This is a genomic window from Acidovorax sacchari, assembly GCF_042847045.1.
Classification (GTDB): domain Bacteria; phylum Pseudomonadota; class Gammaproteobacteria; order Burkholderiales; family Burkholderiaceae_C; genus Paracidovorax; species Paracidovorax sacchari.
Genome location: NZ_AP035783.1, coordinates 3,638,336 through 3,661,133, shown reverse-complemented (window position 1 = coordinate 3,661,133; position 22,798 = coordinate 3,638,336). Strand labels below are relative to the sequence as shown.

Annotated in this window: 18 protein-coding genes; 7 read left to right on the top strand and 11 right to left on the bottom strand. The window is 68.7% G+C overall.

Translation table 11 applies throughout. The features are described from left to right. Positions 1 to 150 precede the first annotated feature (150 nt). A complete protein-coding gene (locus tag ACGHC0_RS16295) occupies positions 151 to 1,929 on the top strand; it encodes a putative bifunctional diguanylate cyclase/phosphodiesterase (protein WP_368351968.1) in 1,779 nt (592 codons plus the stop codon). A gap of 39 nt (positions 1,930 to 1,968) precedes the next feature. On the opposite strand, the gene ACGHC0_RS16290 is transcribed toward ACGHC0_RS16295, so the two are convergent. Both ACGHC0_RS16290 and ACGHC0_RS16285 read right to left on the bottom strand, forming a co-directional pair. Next, complete coding sequence (locus ACGHC0_RS16290; RefSeq protein WP_415266159.1) at positions 1,969 to 2,406, bottom strand: hypothetical protein; 438 nt, start codon at positions 2,404 to 2,406, stop codon at positions 1,969 to 1,971. Further along, positions 2,403 to 3,515: a mechanosensitive ion channel family protein gene (locus tag ACGHC0_RS16285; RefSeq protein WP_415266158.1), complete on the bottom strand. Its 1,113-nt coding sequence runs from the start codon at positions 3,513 to 3,515 to the stop codon at positions 2,403 to 2,405. Before ACGHC0_RS16285 ends, ACGHC0_RS16290 begins: the two co-directional genes overlap by 4 nt. A 215-nt stretch (positions 3,516 to 3,730) precedes the next feature. Here ACGHC0_RS16285 and ACGHC0_RS16280 point away from each other — a divergent pair, with 215 nt between their 5' ends. Further along, complete coding sequence (locus ACGHC0_RS16280; protein ID WP_415266157.1) at positions 3,731 to 8,599, top strand: PAS domain S-box protein; 4,869 nt, start codon at positions 3,731 to 3,733, stop codon at positions 8,597 to 8,599. A gap of 55 nt (positions 8,600 to 8,654) precedes the next feature. Beyond that, the gene (locus ACGHC0_RS16275) at positions 8,655 to 9,782 is read left to right on the top strand and encodes a response regulator (protein WP_368351964.1); all 1,128 of its coding nucleotides are present in this window, start codon (positions 8,655 to 8,657) and stop codon (positions 9,780 to 9,782) included. A 16-nt stretch (positions 9,783 to 9,798) separates the two neighbouring features. Here the strand turns inward: ACGHC0_RS16275 and ACGHC0_RS16270 are convergent, their stop codons facing one another. The 4 genes from ACGHC0_RS16270 to ACGHC0_RS16255 form a co-directional block, all read right to left on the bottom strand. After that, a complete protein-coding gene (locus tag ACGHC0_RS16270) occupies positions 9,799 to 10,755 on the bottom strand; it encodes an inositol monophosphatase family protein (RefSeq protein WP_368351963.1) in 957 nt (318 codons plus the stop codon). Positions 10,756 to 10,853: 98 nt separating this feature from the next. Beyond that, positions 10,854 to 11,657: an ABC transporter permease gene (locus ACGHC0_RS16265; RefSeq protein ID WP_415266156.1), complete on the bottom strand. Its 804-nt coding sequence runs from the start codon at positions 11,655 to 11,657 to the stop codon at positions 10,854 to 10,856. An 11-nt stretch (positions 11,658 to 11,668) separates the two neighbouring features. Next, positions 11,669 to 12,505: an ABC transporter permease gene (locus tag ACGHC0_RS16260; protein ID WP_415266155.1), complete on the bottom strand. Its 837-nt coding sequence runs from the start codon at positions 12,503 to 12,505 to the stop codon at positions 11,669 to 11,671. A gap of 5 nt (positions 12,506 to 12,510) precedes the next feature. Then, positions 12,511 to 13,341, bottom strand: coding sequence for an ABC transporter ATP-binding protein (locus ACGHC0_RS16255; RefSeq protein ID WP_415266154.1), 831 nt, complete (start codon positions 13,339 to 13,341; stop codon positions 12,511 to 12,513). Positions 13,342 to 13,921: 580 nt separating this feature from the next. Here ACGHC0_RS16255 and ACGHC0_RS16250 point away from each other — a divergent pair. The 3 genes from ACGHC0_RS16250 (at position 13,922) to cysE (ending at position 17,120) form a co-directional block, all read left to right on the top strand. Further along, positions 13,922 to 15,331 (top strand): alpha,alpha-trehalose-phosphate synthase (UDP-forming), encoded by a 1,410-nt coding sequence (locus tag ACGHC0_RS16250; protein WP_288495035.1) that lies wholly within the window; start codon positions 13,922 to 13,924, stop codon positions 15,329 to 15,331. A gap of 111 nt (positions 15,332 to 15,442) precedes the next feature. Then, a complete protein-coding gene (locus ACGHC0_RS16245) occupies positions 15,443 to 16,273 on the top strand; it encodes an RNA methyltransferase (RefSeq protein ID WP_415266153.1) in 831 nt (276 codons plus the stop codon). A 49-nt stretch (positions 16,274 to 16,322) separates the two neighbouring features. Continuing rightward, positions 16,323 to 17,120: a serine O-acetyltransferase gene (gene cysE, locus ACGHC0_RS16240; protein ID WP_368351958.1), complete on the top strand. Its 798-nt coding sequence runs from the start codon at positions 16,323 to 16,325 to the stop codon at positions 17,118 to 17,120. An 18-nt stretch (positions 17,121 to 17,138) separates the two neighbouring features. Here cysE and ACGHC0_RS16235 read toward each other — a convergent pair whose 3' ends face one another. The 3 genes from ACGHC0_RS16235 to yjgA form a co-directional block, all read right to left on the bottom strand. Then, entirely contained in the window at positions 17,139 to 18,176 is a 1,038-nt protein-coding gene (locus ACGHC0_RS16235; RefSeq protein ID WP_415266152.1) for a hypothetical protein, read from the bottom strand. Between the two features lie 83 nt (positions 18,177 to 18,259). Continuing rightward, on the bottom strand, positions 18,260 to 18,871 hold the full coding sequence (gene mog / locus ACGHC0_RS16230; protein WP_415266151.1) for a molybdopterin adenylyltransferase: 612 nt from the start codon (positions 18,869 to 18,871) through the stop codon (positions 18,260 to 18,262). Then, the gene (gene yjgA, locus ACGHC0_RS16225; protein WP_368351955.1) at positions 18,864 to 19,526 is read right to left on the bottom strand and encodes a ribosome biogenesis factor YjgA; all 663 of its coding nucleotides are present in this window, start codon (positions 19,524 to 19,526) and stop codon (positions 18,864 to 18,866) included. The genes mog and yjgA overlap by 8 nt, the downstream gene beginning before the upstream one ends. 64 nt (positions 19,527 to 19,590) lie before the next feature. Between yjgA and pmbA the strand changes: the two genes are divergently transcribed. Beyond that, entirely contained in the window at positions 19,591 to 21,045 is a 1,455-nt protein-coding gene (gene pmbA, locus ACGHC0_RS16220) for a metalloprotease PmbA (protein ID WP_415266150.1), read from the top strand. A 113-nt stretch (positions 21,046 to 21,158) separates the two neighbouring features. Here the strand turns inward: pmbA and ACGHC0_RS16215 are convergent, their stop codons facing one another. Next, positions 21,159 to 21,698 (bottom strand): IPTL-CTERM sorting domain-containing protein, encoded by a 540-nt coding sequence (locus tag ACGHC0_RS16215; protein WP_415266149.1) that lies wholly within the window; start codon positions 21,696 to 21,698, stop codon positions 21,159 to 21,161. Between the two features lie 265 nt (positions 21,699 to 21,963). Next, complete coding sequence (gene hpaI, locus ACGHC0_RS16210; protein ID WP_415266148.1) at positions 21,964 to 22,767, bottom strand: 4-hydroxy-2-oxoheptanedioate aldolase; 804 nt, start codon at positions 22,765 to 22,767, stop codon at positions 21,964 to 21,966. Positions 22,768 to 22,798 lie beyond the last annotated feature (31 nt).

Sequence of the window (22,798 nt, the reverse complement as noted above, 5' to 3'; positions counted from 1 at the left end):
GACCGCCGGATGAATCCGATGCGATGGGGGCGATTATCCTGTGTGGAAGCTTTTTGTCCGGCTTCGGGAAAAGACCGGCGCTCCCCCACTTTTTGACAACCCGCGGCGCCTCCGTTAAACCCGGGACATCACTCGCCAGAAGTACTCCAGATGCCAGACCACGAATCGTCTGCCGAAGCCCGTGAGAGGGAGCGGCTCCATCTTCTCGACTGCTCGATGCTGCTGGACACCCCGGCGAGCGAAGAGTTCGACCAGATCACCCGGCTTGCCAGCCAGATCTTCGACATGCCCGTGTCGTTGGTGACTTTCGTGGACGCCGATCGCCAATGGTTCAAGTCGCGCCTGGGCTTTCCGCTGGCGCAGACCGGCCGGGCGTGGTCCTTCTGCACCCATGTCGTGGAAACAGCCGATGTCATGGTGGTGGAGGACACCGCCCTCGACCCGCGTTTCGAGGCCAATCTTCTCGTGACGGACGAGCCGCACATCCGTTTCTATGCCGGCGCGCCCCTGCTGCTGGACTCCGGCCACGTGCTCGGCACCCTGTGCGTGCTCGACCACCGCCCCCGGACTTTCAGTGCGCAACAGCGCGACCAGCTGGCCACGCTGGCCAGGATGACCATGGCGCAGATCGAGTTGCACCAGCGCGCGGGCAGGGTCAATGCCGTGACGCGGCTGCCCAACCGCGCGCAGCTGTTCGCAGACCTGCGCTCGCGGCCCGCGGGTACGTCGTCGGCGCTGATGCTGGTCGAGATCATGGAGCATGAACGCATGCTTGCCGAATCCCGTGCGGTGGGCGTCGAGCCGCTCGAATCGCTCTCCATCGCGTTCGCAGCCAAGCTCAAGCGGCTCGCAGGGCCGGGCACCACCGTCTACCACGTGGGCGAGATGCGTTTCGCCCTGGAGCCCGCCGGAGACACCCACCCGCAGCGCGAGGCGTTCGCCGCGGCGGCGGTGGCCGGCCTGGGCGGCCCGACGGCCTTCGACGGGCGCGTGATCGAACTGGCGCCCACGGCGGGACTGGTGGAGTTCGACCCCGGGCACGTGGGGCCGGGCGACGCGCTGAGAATGGCCAGCACGGCCCTGCATTCAGGCGTGGGCGGCGGGGCGGCGTTCGCGTGGCACGACGCCGCTCTGGATGCTTCCCACCGCCGCGCCTACCGCCTGATGCGGGAGATTTCGCCAGCGCTGGAGCGTGGTGAATTCAGGCTGGTGTACCAGCCCAAGCTCAACCTGCGCGCAGGCGCGTTCACGGGCGTGGAGTCGCTCGCGCGCTGGCGCCATCCCGAGCTGGGCGACGTCTCGCCGGGAGAATTCATACCGCTGGTGGAAAGCGGCGCGCTCATCCACGCATTCACCCGCTGGGTGCTGCGGACCGCGCTGGGGCAACTGGCGCGCTGGCGCGGGGAGGGCATCGAACTCACGATGGCGGTCAACGTCTCCTCTCGCAACCTGGAAGAGGCCGCCTTCGTGGATGACGTGCGGAGTATCTGCGCGGCGGCCGGCGTCGATCCGCGCTACCTGCACGTGGAATGCACCGAGAACGCGGTGATGACCAGCGCACGCACCCAGGAAGCCCTGGAGGAAATCCGGGCCATGGGCGCGCAGATCTCGCTGGACGATTTCGGCATGGGGTATTGCAACCTGGCGTGCCTGCGCCGCCTGCCGGTGGAGTTGCTGAAGCTGGACCAGTCGCTGGTCAAGCCGATCGATGGCGATACCCGGGCATGGCTGCTGGTGAAGTCGCTGATATTGATGGGCCATTCGCTGGGCTACCGCATCCTGGCCGAAGGCGTGGAAACCCGGGAGGCTTACAGCATGCTGGCAGGCGCGGGATGCGATGCGGTGCAGGGTTACCACTTGTCGCGGCCGCTGGAGGCGGAGGCGATCCCTGGATTCCTGCGCCTGCCGCTGCCGGAGTGGAAGGCCTGATCCGGCAATCCTGGATGCCATGCGCACCGGAGGCGCGGGCTATGCCGCCGGGCTCCGGAAGCGGTCGAACGCGGCCGTTGCCAGCCGGGCCGCATTCCCCATCAGTACGAATTCGAGCAGGCCTTCTGCGCCTTCGCGCAGACGGATGCGTGCGTTTGCGGTGTCCGCGATGGGCTCCACGGCCTCCACTTCTTGCCAGGGAAGGGTGATGGCCGGGCGGTGGAAGAACACGAACCATGGTGCGGACAGCGACAGCCCTTCGGGCCCCGCGGCCACCGTCAGGCAGTGCGCGAAGTGGATCGGCAGGCCGTGCACGCGCCCCATCCGGGCCGAGGCGAAGCGGACGGCCTCGCCGCCGGGAGGCGCTTGCTGCGGAAAGCGGGCCGCGAGCGCGCGCCAGCCCGAACGTGCGGCGAGCATCCGGCAGGCGTTGAGCCAGAAGAGGGGCAGGAGCAGCAGGAACCAGAGCGTATTCATGGGTTGTCCCGGCGAGTGGCGGGACTGTGGATTATTGGCGGCGCCTGCTCCGCTCCTGCCGTTCCGCCGCCTTCCGACAGCACCGCCCGCGTCTGCGGCAGGCCCTCCGGGTATTCGCGTTGCATGAATGCGACAAGGGCTTCCCGCACGCGGCAGCGCAGGTCGAACGCCAGCCCGGACGAGCGGGCCGACACCAGCACGCGGATCTGGATGGTGCGCTCGGTCACGTCGGTGAGCTGCAGCACCTTCACGCGCTGGTCCCATTCCGGGGCAGTGGCCAGGATGCGGTCGAGTTCCTGGCGCAGCGGATCCAGCGGCATGCGGTAGTCGGCATACAGGAACACGGTGCCGAGGATGGCCGAGCTGGTGCGCGTCCAGTTCTGGAACGGGTTCTCGATGAACCACTGCAGCGGGATGATGAGCCGGCGCTCGTCCCAGATGCGCAGCACCACGTAGGTGCCTGTGATTTCCTCCACCCGACCCCATTCGCCTTCCACGATGAGCACGTCGTCGATGCGGATGGGCTGCGCCAGCGCGATCTGCAGGCCGGCGATCATGTTGCTGAACACCGGCCGGGCCGCGATACCGGCCACGATGCCGACGACGCCCGCGGAAGCCAGCAGGCTGGCCCCGACCTGCCGCGCGCCGGGAAACGTCATCAGCATGAGGGCGAGGGCGGCCATCACCACGCCCGTCATGGCGGTGCGCGACAGCACCCGCGCCTGGGTGGCGATGCGCCGCGCCGCGAGGTTGTCCTCCACGTCGGCGGGGTAGCGGGCGATCACGCCGTCGGCCAGGCCGCCGATGCCGGCCACCAGCAGCCAGGCCACGGCCCCGATCAGCGCCAGTCCGCCCGTGTGCCGGATGGTGCCGATGTAGGGCTGCTCATTGCTCGCGGCCACCCAGACGACCTGCAGCGCCGCCAGGGGCAGCAGCACGCGCACCACGGGCACGCAGGCCTGCACCACCGTGTGCAGGACAGGCACGCCACGTGTGGCGCGCAGGGCCACGAGGGCCGCGATGCGATGCACCACCGCAGCGGCAGTGACCGCGATCAGCGCCGCGACCGCCGTCGCGACCCAGGGAGAGAGGTGTGTAAAAAAATCCATGCTTTGTTACCTTTTGCCATACTGTGGGGTGCCTGTGCGCGTGGGTGTCCACGCTTGGTGTGTTTCCTGCCGTTTGCGAAGGTTCAAAGCGACGTGTCTGCCGAAGCCTCTCCTGTTCCTGTGGCCGCCCGGCGGCCGGCCGGGCCGCGGCGGCCCTGCCTGCGGCATGGTCCGCCGGGTCGCGGCGGGTGGGCGTTCCGGGAGCGCCCATGCGCATGAGCCCGCGCCTGGGCAGCCTGTCCGCGCTGTTCGACAAGGTGGCCCAGCGCGACGGCCAGTGGCTGCGGGGCTGGGCCGTGGTGCTGGTGCTGTCCGCCATCGGCGCATGGCTGGCGGTGGCTGCCGTGGCGGAATGGCGGGAGGCCGCGCGCGCGCAGGAGCGGGAGGGCCTGCTGGGCCATGCCGCCGAGGTGCTGATGAGCCAGACTGCCGGCAGCCCGCTGCTGGGCGCGGTGGCTCTGCTGGGCCTGAGCGAGCCCACGCTGAAGGCCGTGGCGCTCGGCACGCTGCCGCCCAACGCTCCGGAGGCGCTGGCCCGCCTGGCCGTGGCGCGCGGCCGTTTCCTGCTGAGCGGCGTGTACGTGCTGAATGCCGGCGGCCGGGTGGTGGCGCACGAGACGCCGGCCTCCCCGGCCCTCGGGATGGATCTGTCCCACCGACCCTATTTCCTGCAGGCGATGCGCGGCGCGGTGAACGTGTACCCCGCGCTCGGCACGAACTCGCAGGACCGCGGGCTGTACTACGCCGCGCCGCTCTACGAGGGCGATACGCCCGCGAGCGTGATCGTGGGGGTGGTGCTCGTGAAGATGTCCTTCGAGCCGGTGGAAACCCAGCTGCAGCGCTCGGGCTACCCGATGGCGTTGCTGTCGCCGCAGGGCGTGGCCTTCGCCGCCACGCAGCCGGAGTGGCGCTATGCCATCGCGCCGCCGCTGACGCAGGAGCGCATCGACGCGATCCGGCGGCAGCGCCAGTTCGGCACGCTGTTCGACAGCGGCGTGGCGCAGGCCCTGCCGTTCCGTCCGGATGCGCGCGAGGCCGTGGTGGGGGGCGTTCGCTATGCGGTGGAGCGCCGCAACCTCGAATGGCACGACCCGGACGGCCCGTGGCAGCTGGTGATGCTCGACGACCTGCATGCGCTGCTGCCGGCGCCGCAGCGCTGGCAGATCGGCGTGGGCGTGTTCGCCCTGCTGCTGGTGCTGGGCGGCATGCTGCTGGACATGATGCGCCACCGCGCGCGCATGGCGCTGGCGATGGAGCGCTTCCGCGTGCTGGGCGCGGCGCTGCAGTCCAGCCCCGTGGCCGTGGTGATCACCGATGCCGAGGGCCGCATCGACTGGGTCAACTCTCAATACGAGGCCAATACGGGCTATAGCCTGGAAGAGGTGCGCGGCCGCAAGCCTTCGCTGGTGGCCTCCGGGCTGACGCCGCCCGAAACGTACCGGCAGATGTGGTCGCGGCTGATCGCGGGCCTGCCCTGGCGCGGCGAATTCATCAACCAGCGGCAGGACGGCACGATCTACCACGACGAGGCGACCCTCTCGCCGGTGTTCGACGACCGGGGCCGGCGCATCGCGATCGTGGGCCTGCACGAGAACGTGACCGAGCGCATCACGGCCCACCAGGAACTGCAGCGGCGCGAGCGCGAGCTCAACGACGCGCTCGCGCAGCAGACGGCCATCTTCGATAACGCCCCGCCCGTGCTGATCGTGGCCGACGACCACCTGCTGCGCTTCAACCCCGCCTGCCTGGAGCTGCTGGGTGTGCAGCCGGGGCAGCTGGAGGGGCGCAGGGCGGAGACCATCTTCGGTGGCGAGGAATTCCACCGGCGCTTCATGGCGCGCATCGAGGGCCGGCTGGAGGCGGGCGAATCCGTGCGGGAGGTCGCGCGGCTGGTGCGCCGGGACGGAACGGTTTTCGAGGCGCGGCTTTCGGGCCGCCTGCTGCCGCTGCAGGGCTACACGCATGCCTGCATCTGGGTGGTCGAGGACGTCACGGAGGCCCGGCGCTCCGAGACGGCCATGCGCGAGATGAACGAGCGCCTGATCCTGGCGCAGGAGGCCGGCCGCGTCGGGGTCTTCGACCTCGACCTGGCGCGCGACCACCTGGTGTTCAGCGAAAAGCTCGGATCCCTCTACGGGCTGCCCCACCGGCCGCAGGGACTGCGGCTGGTGGACTGGATGGACAGCCTGCACATGGAAGACCGGCCGCGGGTCCAGGCGCGCCTGGATGCCGCCCTGGCGGGCACGGCCACCGGCATGCAGGACTCGTGGCGCGTGGTGCGGCCGGACGGCAGCGAGCGCTGGCTGCTGTGCTCGGCGCGCATCGAGCGGGATGCCGAGGGGCGGGCGCGGCGGCTCATCGGCGTGCAGGTGGACGTGCATGAGCAGAAGGAGCTGGAGGCCCGCCTCGCGGACCAGCTCGCGTTCCAGCAGGCGCTGGTGGACGCCATTCCGATTCCGCTGTTCCACAAGGACGGGGACGGGCGCTACCGGGGATTCAACCGGGCCTACGAGGAGGCCTTCGGCATCCGCCGGGAGGACTTCCTGGGCAAGACGGTGCACGAGGCGGGCTTCCTCAACCAGGCCGAGCGCGCCGAATTCGAGGCCGACGCCCGCACCATCCGCGCCGGCGGGCCGCCGATCCACAAGGAGGTCGATCTCACCTATGCCGACGGAGAGATCCACCATACGCTGTTCTGGATGCACGGCTTCCAGCGGCCCGACGGCTCTCCCGGCGGCTCCATCGGCACGCTGGTGGACATCACCGACCGCCAGCGGGCCGAGCGCGAACTGCGCCGGGCCAAGGAACTGGCGGAGGAAACCACCGCGCTCAAGTCCAACTTCCTGGCCAACATGAGCCACGAGATCCGCACGCCGATGAACGCCATCATCGGGATGTCGCATCTCGCGCTCAAGTCGGGTCTCACGCCGCGCCAGGCCGACTACGTTGCCAAGATCCAGCAGGCCGGCCAGCACCTGCTGGGGGTGATCAACGACATCCTGGATTTCTCGCGCATCGAGGCCGGCAAACTGGTCGTGGAAAAGCAGCCCTTCATGCTCGACCGCGTGCTGGAAGGCATGGCCGACGTGGTGGGCTACAAGGCGGGCGTGAAGGGGCTGGAGCTGGTGCTCGACGTGGCGCCCGACGTGCCGCCCCATCTCGTGGGCGATGCCCTGCGGCTGGGCCAGATCCTCATCAATTTCGCCAACAACGCGATCAAGTTCACCGAGCGCGGCGAGATCCACGTGCGCGTGCGGGTGGTGGAGCGCCACGGCCGGCGCGTGCTGCTGCGCTTCGAGGTGCGCGATACCGGCATCGGCGTGGCACCCGAGCAGATGGGCCGGCTCTTCCAGAGCTTCCAGCAGGCCGACGCCTCGACCACGCGGCGCTTCGGCGGCAGCGGCCTCGGGCTGGCCATCTCCAAGAACCTGGCCGAGCTCATGGGGGGCGAGGTCGGCGCCGAAAGCGTCCTGGGCGAAGGCTCGACCTTCTGGGTCATGCTGCCGCTCGAATGCGCAGAGAGCGCGCTGCAAGCGCCGCCCCTGCCGCCTGCGCTGCGCAACGGGCGCGTGCTCATCGTGGACGACAACCACACGGCCGCCGCCGTGCTCTCGGAAATGCTGCGCAACATGGGCTTCGAGACCCGCGAGTCCCATGCGGGCGCGCAGGCGCTGGACATGCTGCGGGATGCCGCGGCGGACGGCGAACCCTACGGGTTGCTGCTCATCGACTGGCGCATGCCCGGCATGGATGGCATCGAGCTGGCCCGGCGCATCCACGAGCTGGGCCTGGACCAGGCCCCGCAGATGCTCATGGTGACGGCCTACGGTCGCGACGAAATCATGCCGGCCGCGAAGGAGCAGGGCATCGAGACGGTGCTGGTCAAGCCGGTGAGCGCCTCGCTGCTCTACGACACGCTGGCGCAGCCGCTGGCCCACGGCTGGCTGCCGGCCCACGCGCACTTGGCGCGGCCCGACGACGACCAGCCGCCGCCGCAGCTGCGCGGTGCCTCCGTGCTGCTGGTGGAGGACAACGAACTGAACCAGCTCGTGGCCGTGGAACTGCTGCGTGGTGCCGGCTTCATCGTGGACGTGGCGGCCCACGGGCAGGCGGCGCTGGACTGCGTGGCGCGCACCGAATACGACGTGGTGCTCATGGACATGCAGATGCCCGTGATGGACGGCGAGACGGCCACGCGCCGCCTGCGCGCCGATCCGCGCCACGCGCGCCTGCCCGTCATCGCGATGACCGCGAACGCGATGGAGGCCGACCGGCGCCGCTGCTTCGAGGCCGGCATGAACGACCACGTGCCCAAGCCGATCGAGCCGGCCGTGCTGTGGCGCGCGCTGGCCCGGTGGGTGCGCCCGCGGCCGGGCATCGGCATCGGCGGCGCCCTGGGCGACGCGGCGCCGGCCGGTGCAGGGCAGGGCGGTTCGCCGGAGGCACTGCCCGATGGCGTGGAGGGGCTGGATATCGCCGCCGGCCTGCAGCGCGCCCTGGGCCGGCCCGCGCTTTATGGCGACCTGCTGCGGCGCTTCATGGATGGACAGCGCGACACCGCCGCCGCCCTGCAGGCCGCGTTGCACGGCGGGGAACGCGGCGTGGCCGAGCGGCTGGCGCACACGCTCAAGTCGGTGGCCGGCAACATCGGCGCCATACCGCTGGCACACGCCGCGCACCAGCTGGAGCAGGCATTGCGCGCCGACGGGGCGGGGGACGACGTCTCCGCCCAGGCCCTGGCGATGTGCGACCGGCTCGATGCGCTGCTGCTCGGCCTGGCGCATTGGCGCCTCGCGGGGGCGCAACCGGCAGCGGCCCAGGCGGGCGCCACGGCGCCGGCCGATGCCGCCGACGGCGGCACGGAGGCCGCGCAGCAGTCCGCGCTCGCACAGTTGTGCGCGCTGCTGCGCGCCGACGACCCTGGCGCCGTGGAGTTCCTGCAGCAGCAGGCCGTGCTGCTGCGCCGCGCCCTCGGGCCCGGTTTCGTCGCCGCGGAAACGCACATCCGCGATTTCGACTTCGAACATGCCCTGGCGGTCATCGACACGCCGCCGGAGCCTTCCATCGTTTCCGGCGCCGCGTGAGGCGGGCCGATCTTCGCGCCGCAGGCCATCCGAATGACACAGGCTCAGCACCACCATGGACACTTCCCTGCTCTCCGATGACCCCATGCTCAAGGACCGGACCATTGCCACGGTGCTGGTGGTGGACGACACCCCCGACAACCTCGCGCTCATGGCCACGCTGCTGCGCGACCATTACCTCGTCAAGGTGGCCAACCACGGCGAGAAGGCGCTGCGCATCGCCCAGTCGGACGCGCCGCCCGACCTGATCCTGCTCGACATCATGATGCCCGGCCTGGACGGCTACGAGGTCTGCCGGCAGCTCAAGGCGCATCCCGCTTCGCGCGACATTCCCGTCATCTTCCTGACCGCGCGCAGCACGCCGGAGGACGAGCGGCGCGGCCTGTCGGTGGGCGCGGTGGACTACATCACCAAGCCGATCAGCCCGCCCATCCTGCTCGCGCGGGTGCACACGCACCTCAGCCTCAAGGCCACGGCGGATTTCCTGCGCGACAAGAGTGCCTACCTCGAGCGCGAGGTGGCCCTGCGGACGCTGGAGGTGCAGGCCATCCAGGACGTGACCATCATGGCCATGACCTCGCTCGCGGAAACGCGGGACAACGAAACCGGCAACCACATCCGGCGCACGCAGCTCTACGTCAAGGCCCTGGCCGAGCGGCTGGCGCGCCATCCGCGCTTCGAGACGGTGCTCAACGAGCGCATGATCGACCTGCTCTACAAATCCGCGCCGCTGCACGACATCGGCAAGATCGGCATTCCCGACAGCATCCTCCTCAAGCCCGGCAAGCTCACCGCCGAGGAGTTCGAGGTCATGAAGACCCACACCACGCTCGGCCGCGACGCCATCGAGAACGCCGAGCGGCGGCTGGGCATGCGGGTGGCGTTCCTGAGCGTGTCCAAGGAGATCGCCTACAGCCACCAGGAGAAGTGGGACGGCAGCGGCTACCCGCTGGGGCTGGCGGGCGATGCGATTCCCGTCTCGGCGCGGCTGATGGCGGTGGCCGACGTGTACGACGCGCTCATCAGCAAGCGCGTGTACAAGCCCGCCTTCTCGCACGAACAGGCCTGCACCACCATCATCAAGGGCCGCGGAGCGCATTTCGACCCGGACATGGTCGATGCCTTCGTGGACCTGGCGGAGGATTTCCGGCAGATCGCGCTGAAATACCCGGATCCGGAGTGAAGCCGGGCGCTGCCGTTCAGAACGGTGCGCGCGGCGCCGCCTGTCCGTCTTCTGCTTCGGGCGCCGGGGCGGACTCCGCGTCCACATCGGCATCCGCCGCGACGGCCTCTCCTGCCGGCGTGTCATTGCGCACGGCCTGGCGCACGGCAGCCTTGTCGCCCGCGCTGGCGAACTTGCTGTACTTGGAGAGGATCGGCACCAGCTGGCCGTAGATGCGCGGCGTGGCCGCCAGGCACTCGCGCTGCTCCAGGAAGTCGGCCTCGCCCGTGAAATTGCCCACCAGGCCGCCGGCCTCGGTCACCAGCAGCGAGCCGGCCGCCACGTCCCAGATGGACAGGCCCGTCTCGAAGAAGCCTTCGGTGAAGCCGGCCGCCACGTAGGCGAGGTCCAGCGCGGCCGCGCCGGGGCGGCGCAGGCCGGCCGTGCGCTGCATCACGTCGGACATGATGTGCAGGTAGGTCTTGAAATTGTCGCCCGGGCGGAACGGGAAGCCGGTGGACAGCAGGCTTTCCTTGAGCTGCGTGCGCTTGGACACGCGGATGCGCCGCTCGTTCAGGTAGGCGCCGCGGCCCTTGGTCGCCGTGAAGAGGTCGTTGCGGGTCGGGTCGTAGATGACGGCCTGCTCGACCTTGCCGCGCACCATGAGCGCGATGCTCACGCAATAGACGGGAAAGCCGTGGATGAAGTTGGTGGTGCCGTCCAGCGGGTCGATGACCCAGATGAATTCCGAATCCTTCGCGCCGTATTGGCTGCCCGATTCCTCGGCGAGGATGCCGTGGCCCGGATAGGCGGTGAGCAGGGTCTCGATGATGGCCTGCTCGCTCGCGTGGTCCACCTCGGTCACGAAGTCGTTGATCTGCTTCTGCGAAACGCGCACCGCTTCGACGTCGAGCGCCGCGCGGTTGATGATGGCGCCGGCGGCGCGAGCGGCCTTGATGGCCACGTTGAGCATGGGGTGCAGATTGGACGACATGAATTGTGAGGAAGGAGCTGGCGCCGCAGGGGGCGGCAAGAAGGATCGCCCGGCGATGCAGGCGCGATAACCGGCTATTTTAGCGCCCTTGCCGGATTTCAGCTGCCCGTGGATGCGTGGCGCCGCATTCCGAGGCCCCAGGCGCCGAATGCCGCCGCGAGGAATGCGAAGCCCGCGAGCGGTGAAACCCAGCCCACCCAGGCGGGCGCTCCGAGCGGATCGGTCCGCCCCAGGATCGGCAGAACGGGGTAGTAGGCCACGCAGGCCAGCGGCACGGCGAACGTGAGCAGGTACCGCAGCCAGCGGGCATACAGCGCCAGCGGGTACTGGGCCGCCTCCACGCCCCCGTAGGTGAGCACGTTGGCGACCTCCAGGCTCTCGGTGGTCCAGAACGAGAGGGCCCCCTGCAGCACCAGGATGCCCAGGAACAGCGCCACGCCGCCGGCCACCGCGAACACGGCCAGCGCCACCGTCTGCGCCGTCCAGGCGACCTCGGCATGGACCGTGCCGAAGGCCAGAACGGCGAGCCCCTGCAGCAGGCGCCCCGCGCGGCTGATGCGCACATCGTGGGCCATCAGCTGCAGCCACACCGGGCGCGGGCGCAACAGCAGGCGGTCGAAGGCCCCCGTGCGGAGGAACTGCGTGCCCAGCGTGTCGAAGCCCCGGCCCAGGGCGTCGGCGATGGCGAACATGCAGTTCACCAGCCCGTAGAACACGGCCACCTCGCCGATGCGCCAGCCCTGCACGTCGCCGAACCGGTGGAACAGCGCCCAGACGGCCATCGCCTCGATGGCCGTCACCAGGCCCTGGCCCACGGTGAGCATCAGCGCCGACGCGGGGTAGCGTGCCTGTCCGCTCAGCGATGCCAGCGCGAGGCGCAGGAACAGCGCAGCCGATCCCATGGGCCGTGGCTTCATCCGCCTTGCACCTCCAGGTTGCGCAGGGTGCGCTGCAGCAGGGCGCGGCCCAGTCCCGCTGCCGCCAGCACCCAGAAACACTGCAGGCCCAGCCCCGCCACCGCCGCCGTACCCGACAGCTGGCCGAAATAGATGCGCGCCGGAATGTCCACGATGCCCGCGAGCGGCTGCAGCAGCAGCGCGGCCTGCCAGCCGTCGGGCAGCAGCGCCAGGGGCAGCAGGTTGCCGGAGAACACGATGACCACCGGGCCGGCCAGGGTGTTGATACCCCGCTCGTTGAGCGCCGCCGCCGTGACCACGTTGAGCAGCATCACGAATGCCGTGGAGAGCACCAGCGCCAGCAGCAGCGACAGGGCGAACGCTGCCGCCGCCATCCAGCCGGCCGGGGGCTGCAGCGCCCAGGCGTCCAGGCCGGCCGCCGGCAGGACCACCCCGGTGAAGGCCGCCATGAGCGCCGCCCGCGGCAGCACCCGCGCGGCGATCCACCCGGCGGAGCGGGCGAACCACAGCGCATAGGCGTCCACCGGCCGCAGCCGGTCGTAGGCCACGGCCCCGGTGCGCACCGACTGGGCCAGTTCCGGGTCGGCGCTCCAGGGCAGCAGGGCGAACAGCCCCTGTGCCAGCCAGGTGTAGGTGATGGCCTGCGCCAGCGACAGCGGCGCCGCTGCGGCCGCCGCGCCGCCGTAGAACGCCGCCATGACCATGGCCTTGAGGCCGCCCCACCAGCACTGTGTGACAAAGCCGGCCCAGGCCGCGGCCCGGTACTGCAGCATCACGAGGAAGCGCGAAGCGAACGCCGCGCGGTAGGGGCGCAGGAGCGCGGCCGGGGCCATCGCCGTCATCCTTCGGCCGCGCCGTGCATCGCGTAGAAGCGTGCGATCACGGCCTCGATGGTCATGTCCTCGTCGTCCGGGCGTGCGGCCACCACCTGGGCCCGCAGCGCGTCCACGCCGCAGTCGGCCAGCACCCGGCCGTGGCCGATCACGATGACCCGTTCGGCCAGCGCTTCGATGTCGTGCATGTCGTGGGTCGTGAGCAGGACTGTGGTGCCGCGTTCCCGGTTGGCCCGCCGCACGAAGTCGCGCACCGCGAGCTTGGAGGGGGCATCCAGGCCGATGGTCGGCTCGTCCAGGAAGAGGATGTCCGGCTCGTGCAGCAGGGCCGCGGCGATTTCCGCGCGCATGCGCTGGCCCAGGGACAGCTGGCGCACGGGCTGGTCGAGCACGCGCTCCAGGTGCAGCAGGGCCACCAGTTCGTCGCGCGTGCGGGCGAAGCGCTGCGGATCGACGCGGTAGATGTCGCGCAGCAGCGTGAAGCCGTCACCCACCGGCAGGTCCCACCACAACTGGGTGCGCTGCCCGAACACCACGCCGATGCGCCCGACGTGCCGCTCGCGTTCGGCGAAGGGGTCGCGCCCGTCGATCGCCACGCTGCCGCCGTCGGGCCGCAGGATGCCCGAGAGGATCTTGACCGTGGTGGATTTGCCGGCGCCGTTCGGACCGATGAAGCCCAGCATCTCGCCGCGCTGCAGGCTGAACGACACGTCCGACAGCGCCGTCACCGTGCGGTAGCGCGGGCGCGCCAGGGCCCGCAGCGCACCGAGCACGCCGGGGTCGCGCTCGTGGATGCGGTAGGACTTGTACAGGTGGTGGACGGCGATGTGATCCATGGCGGGAGGGCGCGGATGCTACACGACATCGCATGAACGCGCTCGCCAGGCCGATTTCGAGGCGAAGAAGATTCAATAACTGCGAATGGTTTGATTGAAGTATTATTTCTGAAGAATATCATGTATATTTATATTTTTGCATGAAATATTCGATCGAAAAGTATTAAGCTGCATGCAAACGGATTCCAGGAGATTGAAGAACTCGAATTGCCCCCGAGTGACCGAAGATCCTGGAGGTAATATCCATGGCAAGGCATTTGCGACGTGCCGTGCTTGCATGAATCGTTGCGTGCGTTGCGGAGCAATGCCTGCAAAATAGAAAAAGGGGCACTGCGTTCAATAAAGGAATGAATCAATGGTCAAACCATTATCCCAGGCTTCGCACAATCCGGTTTCCTCCGGTACGGCAGGGGACCCGGTCCATGCCGCAAGGTCTCCCGAACACCCACGTTCCAGCCAGGCACTCACGCACGCGGCCTTGCAGTCCCGAAACGGGCGTGCGGAGGCATCTGCTCCAGATACCCACCGCGCCGGTTCTTCGACAAGCCCGCAGGGTCGTCTCGTCGTCATTTCGAACCGCATGGTGGACCCGTCCAAGCCCGCTGCCGGCGGAGTGGCCGTAGCCCTGGCCGACACGATGCACGACAACGAGGGCCTGTGGATGGGCTGGAGCGGAAACATCGGGGGAAGGCCGGGCACACCCCAGATCAAGACCCAGACGTTCGGGAAATCCGCGCTGGTGGGCATGGATCTGAGCCGGACTCAATTCAATAATTATTATTCCGGCTTCTATAACTCGGTCCTCTGGCCCGTCATGCAGAATAGCGCGCAATGGGCGGACATTCGGCCGGGTCAGTATGGCGTTTATAAACAGGTGAACAAGATATTCGCCTCCCAGTTGGCGCCCTTGCTGAAAGACAACGACGTCCTCTGGGTCCATGATTGCCATCTCATACCCCTGGCTGAAGAGCTTCGCCGCCTGGGCTGCAAGCAGAGAATCGGCTTTTTCAACCACAGCCCGTTTCCTTCGCCGGAGGTATTCAAGAAGATACCCCAGCACAAGGAGCTCATGCAGGCCCTTTTTTCCTATGACCTTGTCGGGATGCAGATCCCCCGGGACGTGGATCATCTCCGGGACTATGTGCGTGAAGAGCGGGTTGGCGAGGCCGTGGGCGACAAGGAGCTGAAAGCCTTCGGACGGCAGACCCAGCTCCAGCATTTCCCCATCGGCATCGACTTCCAGAATCTGATGGAACTGAAGCCGGATGCGGATTCCGACTGGATACTGGACCAGGTGAAGTCCGAGAAGGACCAGGGGCGCATGCTGATGGTGGGGGTGGAGCGGCTGGACTATGCCAAGGGCATACCGGACAGGTTGTCGGCGCTGGGGGATCTCCTGGACAGTCGTCCCGACCTTGCGGAAAAGGTCACCTTCGTGCAGATCGGTGCACCGTCCCGTCAGAATGTGCCGGCCTATGCGCAACTGGCCCGCAACACGCGCAAGCTCGTCGATGACATCAACAAGCGCCATGGAACGTCCTCCTGGCAGCCCATTCTCTATATCGACAAGTCGGTCAAGCGCAACGCCCTTCCAGAGATATACCGCATGAGCCGCGTCGGTGTCGTGACGTCCGTGGCGGACGGCATGAACCTCGTTTCCAAGGAATACGTGGCCACACAGAACGCGCAGGATCCCGGCGTGCTGGTGCTGTCGGAAGGAGCGGGCGCATCGCACCAGCTCAAGGATGCCATCCTCGTGCCACCTTCGGACCGTCCCGCCATCACGCAAGCCTATGAAGCGGCGCTCTCCATGGGCCTGGACGAGCGCAAGGAGCGCCACTCACGGCTATTGGACAACGTGAAAACGGAAGATCTTGCCAAGTGGCGCACGGACTACCTGTCTGCCTTGCATTCTGTCCCGCAGGGCTCTGGGCAGCCTGACGGCGAAGTGGGCGACCGCAGGAGCAAGCGGCCTCGCACCATGCACTGAGGACGGGTAGCGGCAACGGCGGAGCCCGCGGCGGTGCGGCTCCGCCCTGTTGCGAAGCGCTGGAAGGCGCAGCGGCGACAATCGCGCGTCCTTTCCGCTGCGCAGCTTCCCATGAAAACCCGTTTCATCCTCATCCAGACCAGCCATGCCGGCAACGTCGGCGCTGCCGCCCGCGCCATGAAGACCATGGGCTTCGGAGACCTGGTCCTGGTGGCCCCGCGCTGGCCCAACGTGCTGCGGCGCGAGGAAACCATCCAGCGTGCGAGCGGCGCACTGGACGTGCTGGAGAACGCCCGCATCGTCGCCACGCTGGACGAGGCTCTGGACGGCATCAGCCACCTGTGCGCCACCGCGATGACGCCGCGCGATTTCGGCCCGCCCACGCGCTCGCCGCGCGAGCATTTCGAATGGCTGGCGCGCAGGCAGTCCGCCGATGCGGGCCATCCCCTGGCCGAACTGGCCCTGGAAGGGGGCGCGGCCGTGCCACCCACGGACGCCGATCCCGCCTCCGCGCCAGCGGATGCGGCCGGGGAGGCGGGGGTGGCCTTCCTGTTCGGTTCCGAGCGCTTCGGCATGGCGAACGAGGACGTGTACCGCTGCCATGTCGCACTCTCCATTCCCACCAACCCCGGCTTCGGCTCGCTCAACCTGGGCGCCGCCATCCAGGTGATCGCCTACGAATGGCGGCTCGCGCTCGGCGGCTTCCCCGTGCGGGACGCCGCGCCCGTGTCCGTGCCCGCCGACGCTGCCCAGGTGGCCGGCATGCTCGCGCACTGGGAGCGCGCGCTGGTGGATGTCGGCTTCCTCGACCCGGCAGCTCCCAAGAAGCTCATGCCGCGGCTCAACCAGCTTTTCAACCGCGCGCAACCCACCCCGGAGGAAATCCACATCCTGCGCGGTGTCGCCAAGGCCATGTCGGAAGCAGCGCAGGCGAAGCGCTAGACTGCAGGGCCGATTTCACCCCGCGCTTATTCCAAGAAGCCCCCGCCCCATGTTCGACCGCCTGCGCTCCGACATCCAGTGCATTCTCGACCGCGACCCCGCGGCCCGCAGCACCTGGGAGGTGGTCACCTGTTATCCGGGGCTGCATGCCATCTGGCTGCACCGGCCTGCGCACTGGTGCTGGACGCACGGACTCAAGTGGCCCGGCCGCTTCATCTCGCATTTCGCGCGCTGGCTCACCGGCATCGAGATCCACCCCGGCGCGAAGATCGGCGAGCGCGTCTTCTTCGACCACGCCATGGGCGTGGTGGTGGGCGAGACCGCCGAGATCGGCGACGGCTGCACCATCTACCAGGGCGTGACCCTGGGCGGTACGTCCCTCTACAAGGGCACCAAGCGCCATCCTACGCTGGGCCGCGACGTGGTCGTCAGCGCGGGCGCGAAGGTGCTGGGCGGTTTCGAGGTGGGTGACGGCGCGAAGATCGGCAGCAATGCCGTGGTCATCAAGCCCGTGCCCGCCGGTGCCACGGCCGTGGGCATTCCCGCGCGCATCATTCCTTCCAGGGCGGGGCAGAGCGCCGACGTCACGGAAGCCGCCAGTCCGCCACGGCCGGAGGCCCGCGCGTTCTCCGCCTACGGCGTCACGCAGGAAGACGATCCGCTCTCGCAGGCGATGCGCGGCCTGATCGACAACGCCTCGTCGCAGGAGCGCCAGATCGCGCTGCTCTGGGCGGCCATCGAAAAGCTCTCCCAGGCCGCGCCGCAAGCCCGCGACTGCGTGCCTTGCGACGCCAACCGCAACGAGCAGTTCGAGGCAGAGAAGCTCAACGCGCTGGTGGGGAAGTAGGCGGAGCGTGCCCCGGCTTCAACGCTTTTCGTAGAAGGCGCGCAGCGGCGCGTCGAACGCCGCATGGTCGAGCTGCCACAGGCCCATCGGCCCGCGCAGGTACGGAACGGGATAGACCGACCCGGCGGGAAACTGCTCCCAGTATTCCTTCGCCCGAGGGAACCGCATGGCCGGCAGCCCCAGCGTGGAATCGACAGGTTCGAGGCGTGCGGTGCCGATGACCCGGTAGTCGTAGTTGCGCGACGGCGCCTGCGCGAGCACCTGGTCGATGCGCTTGGCCAGTGGCAATGCGCTGCCGGCCATCACGGCGACCAGCATCAGGGCCAGTACATGCGATTCGCGGGCGGGCACGTCGCCGCCCAGCAGGTGCCGGTAGGCCAGCAGGTAGCCCGCGGCAGCGGCCGCCAGGGTGCCGGCCCACGTGAGCGGATGGCGCAGGATGCGTCCGATCTGCGCATCGGTGAGTTCGAACCGTGAAATGGCGAAGGTGTCGATCAGCGCGAAAAACAGCAGGCCGAAAAACAGCGCCATCGCCAGCACGCTGCGCGGGTTCTTCTCGAGCGCGAAGTCCTGTGTCTGCGCCTCGGTGAGCTCCTGTTCGGTGAAGACCGCGCGGAAGATGTCCGACAGCGCCTCGCGCGACTGCAGCGCGTTCATGCCCGTGTCCGCACTGAAAACGATGGTGCCGCGCGGCGTTTCCAGCTGCGCCCAGTACAGGTTGCCCGCCCTCAGGTTGCGGTTGCCCAGCCATTCGGCACGGCTGTGGCGCAGGTCGATCGGCACGTCGAACGGGCGCCCGTCCTGGTTCCAGAACCCTTTCATGCGCACGGCATGGTCGCCCTCGGCGATCAGCACGCCCTTGCCTTCGAATGGCAGCAGGCGAAGCCAGCTGCGGAAAAAGCGCGGACGGGCCACGTTGATGCGCCAGTACTGCACGCCTTTGAGTTCCTGGACCAGTGCGTCCTGGCGGCGCTTCAGGCCTCGGTGGCGGTAGAACATCACCAGGATGGCCACGAGGAAGGCCAGCTGGACCAGTGCGAGAAGGAGTGTGGACATGGGCATGGATCGAGCGGGCGAGGGCCCGGGCGCCGCATGGTACTGTCGTGCTCAGGTTCGCGCCAGCCCAGCGCGCCCCGGGTTCACTCCGGTCGTGCCGGCCTGCGTGCGTCCTTGGGCCTGAACGCCTTGCACACTGCCTCGCGCGTCTCCAGGTAGGGCCCGCCGATCAGGTCGATGCAGTAAGGCACGGCGGCGAAGATGCCCGGCACGGCCGTTGCACCGTCGGCGTCCTTCAGGCCTTCCAGCGTCTCCGCGATGGCCTTGGGCTGCCCCGGCAGGTTGATGACCAGGCTGCCGTTGCGGATGACTGCCACCTGCCGCGAGAGGATGGCCGTGGGCACGAAGCGCAGGCCGATCTGCCGCATCTGTTCGCCGAAGCCGGGCATTTCGCGGTGCGCGACGGCCAGCGTGGCCTCGGGCGTCACGTCGCGCAGTGCGGGGCCGGTGCCGCCGGTGGTCAGCACCAGGTGGCAGCCTGCGCTGTCCACCAGCTCGACGAGCGTGGCGCTGATGCGCTCCTGCTCGTCGGGGATGAGCCGCTCCTCGAAATGCACCGGGTTGTGCAGCGCCTGCTCCAGCCATTGCCGCAGCGCGGGCAGGCCCTGGTCCGCATACACGCCGCGGCTCGCGCGGTCACTCACCGACACGATGCCGATGCGCACCGGCTCGGGCGGTGGCAGGGCCTCATGCATCGCGCTCTGCCTCCTCATGGCGGGCGTGGAGCGCGGCTTCGTCCATCTGCGTGCGTACCAGCTGGAACAGCTCGCGGTAGGCGCGCCCCTTGCGCGGCGCGAGGCCCTGGGATGCCTGTACGTTGGCTTCCTTGCCTTCCGGCGCGTCCTTGCGGGCCTGCCGGATCAGCGCACGCAGCTGCTGGGTGTCGGTGCGCGGAAAGCGCTCCATCCAGAGCGGCAGCGCCGCATCGTCCGCGATCAGCCGCTCGCGCCATTGCTCGGCTTCGTGCAGCGCGAGCTTCTCCGCGGCCGAGCCGTTGTGCTGCTCGTCCAGCGCGGCGCGCGCGGCGATCACCACCGATTCGTCGAGCTGGCGCATGAGCTTGCCCACGTACTGCATCTGCCGGCGCTTGCCTTCGAAATTGGTGATGCGCCGCGCCTCGGCCAGCGCATCCTGCAGCTTGTCGGGCAGCTGCAGGCGCGCCTGCAGGTCGCTGCGCAGCGTGAGCAGGTCCTGGCCGAGCTGCTGCAGCGCATCGCTCTCGCGCTTGAGATCGGTGCGGCTGGCTTCGGTCGTGCCTTTGAGCTCGGCCTTGAGCTGCAGGTCCAGTTCGCTGCCTTCGGCGACGAAATGGCCCTTCACGAAATAGCCTTTTTTGGGTTTGCGGGACATGGGAGAGGGGACAAAAAGAGGCCCTGGGCGGGGGCGGAAGGCGGCAAGTATCATAGCCGGCGATATGAAGACCACCCGCCCCCGTACCGCAGCCCGCGCTGCCGCCTCTCCCTCCCGCTCCTCCGCTTCCGCGTCCGTCCCTGCCGGCAGCGATGCCGGCAACGGCTTCAGCTACAGCCGCGGCGTGTTCGAGGAACTGGTGGACCGGGCCCTGGCCCACGCGCTGCGCCTGGGCGCCACCGACGCGGGCGCGGAGGCATCCGAGGGCTGCGGGCTGTCGGTGAGCGTGCGCAAGGGCGAACTGGAGACGGTGGAGCGCAACCGCGACAAGTCGCTGGGCATCACCGTGTATGTCGGCAACCGCCGGGGCAACGCCAGCACGTCGGACTTCTCCGAACGCGCCATCGAGCAGACCGTGCAGGCCGCCTACGACATCGCCCGCTTCACCGCCGAAGACCCGGTGGCCGGCCTGCCCGACGTGGCGGACGTGGCCGCACCCGGCACGCACCGCGAGCTGGACCTGTTCCATCCCTGGGCCATCACCAGCGAAGAGGCCGCCCGCATCGCTCTCGAATGCGAAGAGGCCGCCCTGCGCACGCACCGCCGCATCACCAACAGCGAAGGCGCCGCCGTCTCGGCCCAGCAGAGCCATTTCTTCAGCGCGCACACGCACGGCTTCCGCGGCGGCTACGCCAGTTCGCGCCACAGCATCTCGGTGGCGCCCATTGCTTCGCTGCCGGGCCGCAATGCCGAGATGCAGCGCGATGCGTGGTATTCGTCCATGCGCGACGCGGCCGAGCTGTCCTCGCCCGCCGCCGTGGGCCGCTATGCGGCCGAGCGCGCCCTGAGCCGCCTGGGCAGCCGCAAGATCCCCACCACCGAATGTCCCGTGCTGTTCGAGTCGCCGCTGGCTGCAGGCCTGCTGGGCGGCTTCACGCAGGCAGTAAGCGGCGGCTCCCTCTACCGCAAGAGCAGCTTCCTGCTCGATTCGCTGGGCCGCCGGGTCTTCCCGGACCACATCGACATCGACGAGGATCCGTTCGTCGCACGCGGCAAGGGCAGCTCGCCCTTCGACGAGGAGGGCGTGCGCGTGGCCCCGCGCAAGGTGGTGGATGCCGGCGAGGTGCAGGGCTACTTCCTCAGCAGCTATTCCGCCCGCAAGCTCGGCATGAAGACCACCGGCAACGCCGGCGGCTCGCACAACCTCGCGCTCACCTCGCGCCTCACGCAGCCGGGCGACGACCTGGACGCCATGCTGAAGAAGCTCGGCACGGGCCTGTTCGTGATCGAGCTCATGGGCCAGGGCGTGAACTACGTGACGGGCGACTATTCCCGCGGCGCCAGCGGTTTCTGGGTGGAGAACGGGGAGATCGCCTTCCCGGTGCACGAGATCACCATCGCGGGCAACCTCAAGGACATGTTCCTCGGCATCGAGGCCGTGGGTGCGGACGCCTACAACTATGGCGCCAAGACCGTGGGCTCGATGCTGGTCAACCGCATGAAGGTGGCGGGCAGCTGAGGCATATCAACCCGATGCAGCGACTGCTGCCGCGCACCTGTGGCGCCGCGGCATGGAAAAAACCCGCCAGCGGCGGGTTTTCTCTTTCATGGCCGCAAGGCCGCTCTCGGCAATCAGCGCTGGCGGCGCAGGCGTGCGATGCCGAAGAAGCCCAGCAGCGAGGCCATCAGGATCAGGCCCCATTCGGACACGGTGGGGATCGGTGCCGCCGTGTTGTTGACAGGTGCCTGGGCGATGGCATAGCTCACCGGCGAGTTGAGACCGGTGCTGCGGGAGGTGTCAGTGACCACTGCCACCAGGCAGGTATCGGTCACGCCGCTGTTGCCGGTGCCCGTGCTCTGGCAGGCAGAGTTGTGCGTATCGGCGCCGGTTGTACCGCTCAAGGTCACTGCATTGAAACGGCTCGTGTTGTTGTGCGGAACCGGGCCCGTCGTCCACTGCACCGCCTGCAGTGTCACGCCGGTGACGTTTCCGGAGGCGTCGGTGGTGACGCGCAGCGAATTCAGCCGGGCATTCGTGTCGGTGGAGGCAACGGTGTCCAGGCCATTGGAGAAACTGTAGGCAGTGACCGTGGAGCCGATTTCCACGTTGCTCGCGCTTGCCGGCAGCGCGCCCGACGTGGTGAACGAACCCGACACGTTGTTCGTGGACACGAAGTTCGCGCAGCTGCTCGCAGGTGACGTCGTGCAGTTCGTTTAATTCTGGATGGTGCCGTAATTGCCCGTGCTGTTGACGTTCACCGTCGCACCGAACGAGGCACCTGCTGCAGCCATGGCCACCAGGCCCAATAGGATTTTCCTCACCATCACCTCCGTTTGTTAGCAAAATGTTACGAGCCTGCCAGTTTACGACGTCGATTCCATTTCATACCGGTCCGCAGCCACTTTCCGGGGTCCGGGTCCCGATTTCCGGGGTTTATCAGTAGGCTGCGTTGGCTTTCGCCGACACCGCCTCGCCGGCACCGTCGAACTGCGCCCGCAGCCTGCGTGCCGCGCCCACGAACATCAGCACGTCCACGCCCACCGCCACGAACGTACAGCCGAGTTCCAGGTAGCGGCGTGCCAGGGCCGGGTCCGAGGTCAGCGTGCCCGCGGCCTTGCCGCTCGCGATGATGGTGCGCATGGCATCCTCGATCGCGGCCTGCACCTCGGGGTGGCCGGGATTGCCGCGGTGCCCCATGGATGCGGCAAGGTCTGCCGGGCCGATGAAGACACCGTGCACGCCCTCCACCGCGCAGATCGCGGGCAGGTTCTGCAGTGCGGTCACCGTTTCGGCCTGCACCAGCAGGCAGACCTCGTCGTCCGCGACGGCCAGGTAGTCCGCGCGGCCGCTCCATTGCGACACACGGCCGACGGCACTGCCCACGCCCCGGATGCCGTGCGGCGGGTACTGCGTGGCGGCGGCGATGGCGCGGGCCTGCTCGGGCGTGTCCACCATGGGGACCAGCAGCGTGCGCGCGCCGATGTCCAGCACCTGCTTGATGAGGGCGGTGCCGCCTTCGGCGATGCGCACCACCGGCTGAGAGGGGTAGGGCGCCACCGCCTGCAGGGCGCCGAGGGTGCTGCGCAGGTCGTTGGGCGCATGCTCGCCGTCGATCAGCAGCCAGTCGTAGCCGGTGGTGGCAGCCGCTTCGGCCAGGTACGGATCGGCCATGGAGAGCCACAGGCCGATCTGCGGGCGGCCGGCGGCCAGGGCGGCTTTGAAGGGATTGTGTGCGGGCATGTCTCTCGCGCTTTCTGTTTTCTGTCGTTGG